Below are 1,898 nucleotides of genomic sequence, written 5' to 3' on the forward strand. Positions count from 1 at the left end.
GCGATCCGAAAACCGATCACTCTCAACTGCCTTCAACTGTCCTGGCCTTGGCACACCAACTCAACGAGCCAGCACCTGCAAAGTCACCGGTATTGTCCCTAGATGGTCGATTCCAAGGGGTAGTTGCGGCTGCGGGGTCCAGTGAGCCCTTCTAATTCCTGTGTTCGGCGACCTCTGTGGGAACAATCAGGTCCGGTTGACGGCCCTCGTATGGGGACAGTCGACGGGATTAGATACTGGCCCTCAACGCAGGCACAGATGAGGAGCACGACCAATGACCAGCGACAATCGCATAGGACCGCCCAGTTTTGGCAGCGAACGCGACATGCTGCGGGCTTTCCTCGACTACCACCGCGCAACCCTCGCCATGAAGTGCGAAGGGCTCACCGACGAGGAGCTGCGGCAGCAGTCGATGCCGCCGTCCACGCTTTCGCTGCTCGGTCTGGTGCGGCACATGGCGGAGGTGGAGCGTGCTTGGTTCCGTCGAGTGTTCGAGGACAACGACGCGCCCATGGTCTGGTCCGACAAGATCGACTTTCAGGCAGCGTACGACGCGAGTGCGTCGACCAGGGACGAGGCGTTCGTGGCCTGGGATGCCGAGGTGGAGAACTCGCGCCGCATCGAGCGGGAGGCTGAGTCCCTGGACCAGGCCGGGTATCAGCCACGATGGGGCGAGGAGGTGTCGCTGCGGATGGTGATGGTGCACGTGCTTCTGGAGTACGGCCGCCACAACGGGCACGCGGACTTTCTGCGTGAAGGTGTCGACGGGACCGTGGGCGCCTGAGTCCGCGGGAGCCATCGATCTCCACATGCTGATCCGTTCCAGAGAATCGCCCGCGGGGTTGGAAGGAGGAAGTCCAACGTCAGTGTGTGAAGACAGAGTTGGACTCCCTCGCCACCGCACTCTATGTGAAGACCGACGACCTGCTGAAGGACTCACCGCACCTGGCGCCCTGGCGTCCGGCGGTCGGGATCGCCCCGCAACTGACCGATGCCGAGCTGGTCACGCTCGCGATGATGCAGGCCATGCTGGGCTTCACCTCCGAGGCCAAGTGGCTCCGCCACGCCCGCGCCCACCTGCGGCATCTCTTCCCCTACCTGCCCAAGCAGCCCGGCTACAACAAGCGCCTGCGCAAGGCCACCGAGCTGCTGCGGCGGGTGACCCGGGTGCTGGCAACCGACACCTCTGTATGGAGTGATGACGTGTGGATCGTGGACTCCACGCCGGTGGAGTGCGGACGCTCCCGCGAGACCGTCAAGCGCTCCGACCTGGCCGGATGGGCCGAGTACGGGTACTGCGCCAGCCACAGCCGCTTCTTCTGGGGCCTGCGCCTGCACCTGGTGTGCACCCTGCAGGGCCTGCCCATCGCCTTCGCCCTGACCGGGGCCAAGGCCGACGAACGCGAGACCCTGCTGGACCTGCTCGCCGCCGAACCGGAACTGGTCGCCGCCCGGGCCGGGCAGACGCTGATCGGCGACAAGAACTACTTCGGCCGCGCCTTCGAGCACCAGTTGGCCGAGCAAAACATCCGGCTGCTGAGGCCGGCCCGCAAGGGCGAGCCGGAGCGGGCCGGGGCACCCCTGTTCAAGCCGTTGCGGCAGGTCATCGAGTCGGTCAACGAGACCTTCAAGGGCCAGCTTGACCTCGAACAGCACCGAGGCCGCACACCGGGCGGCGTGGTCGCCCGCGTCATGCAACGCATCCTCGCGCTGACGGCCGCGATCTGGCACAACGACCACACCAGCCAGCCCGTCCTACGCTCACTGACCGCCTACGACCACTGACCCCTTGGAATCGATCACCTAGTGTCCTGCGCCGGGAATTCGATCAAGATATGAGGCGAGGCGCTCGAGGATCTCGTCGGCGCTCTTCGTCCAGGCGAAGGGGCGCGGGTTCT

Annotated in this window: 2 protein-coding genes; both read left to right on the forward strand. The window is 65.3% G+C overall.

Annotated features, from left to right (window positions below; all coding sequences use genetic code 11):
• Positions 1-274: 274 nt before the first annotated feature.
• Complete coding sequence (locus ACIPEK_RS46605; protein WP_093531971.1) at positions 275-784, forward strand: DinB family protein; 510 nt, start codon at positions 275-277, stop codon at positions 782-784.
• A gap of 86 nt (positions 785-870) precedes the next feature.
• Complete coding sequence (locus ACIPEK_RS46610; protein ID WP_402009111.1) at positions 871-1,785, forward strand: IS982 family transposase; 915 nt, start codon at positions 871-873, stop codon at positions 1,783-1,785.
• The last annotated feature ends 113 nt before the right edge of the window (positions 1,786-1,898 follow it).

It is taken from the genome of Streptomyces sp. NPDC088246 (genome assembly GCF_044741025.1).
Lineage (GTDB): Bacteria > Actinomycetota > Actinomycetes > Streptomycetales > Streptomycetaceae > Streptomyces.

What these genes read in the sequence shown, in the direction of transcription:
- ACIPEK_RS46605 (WP_093531971.1), top strand. Translation starts at nt 275, where the DNA reads ATGACCAGCGACAATCGCATAGGACCGCCCAGTTTTGGCAGCGAACGC.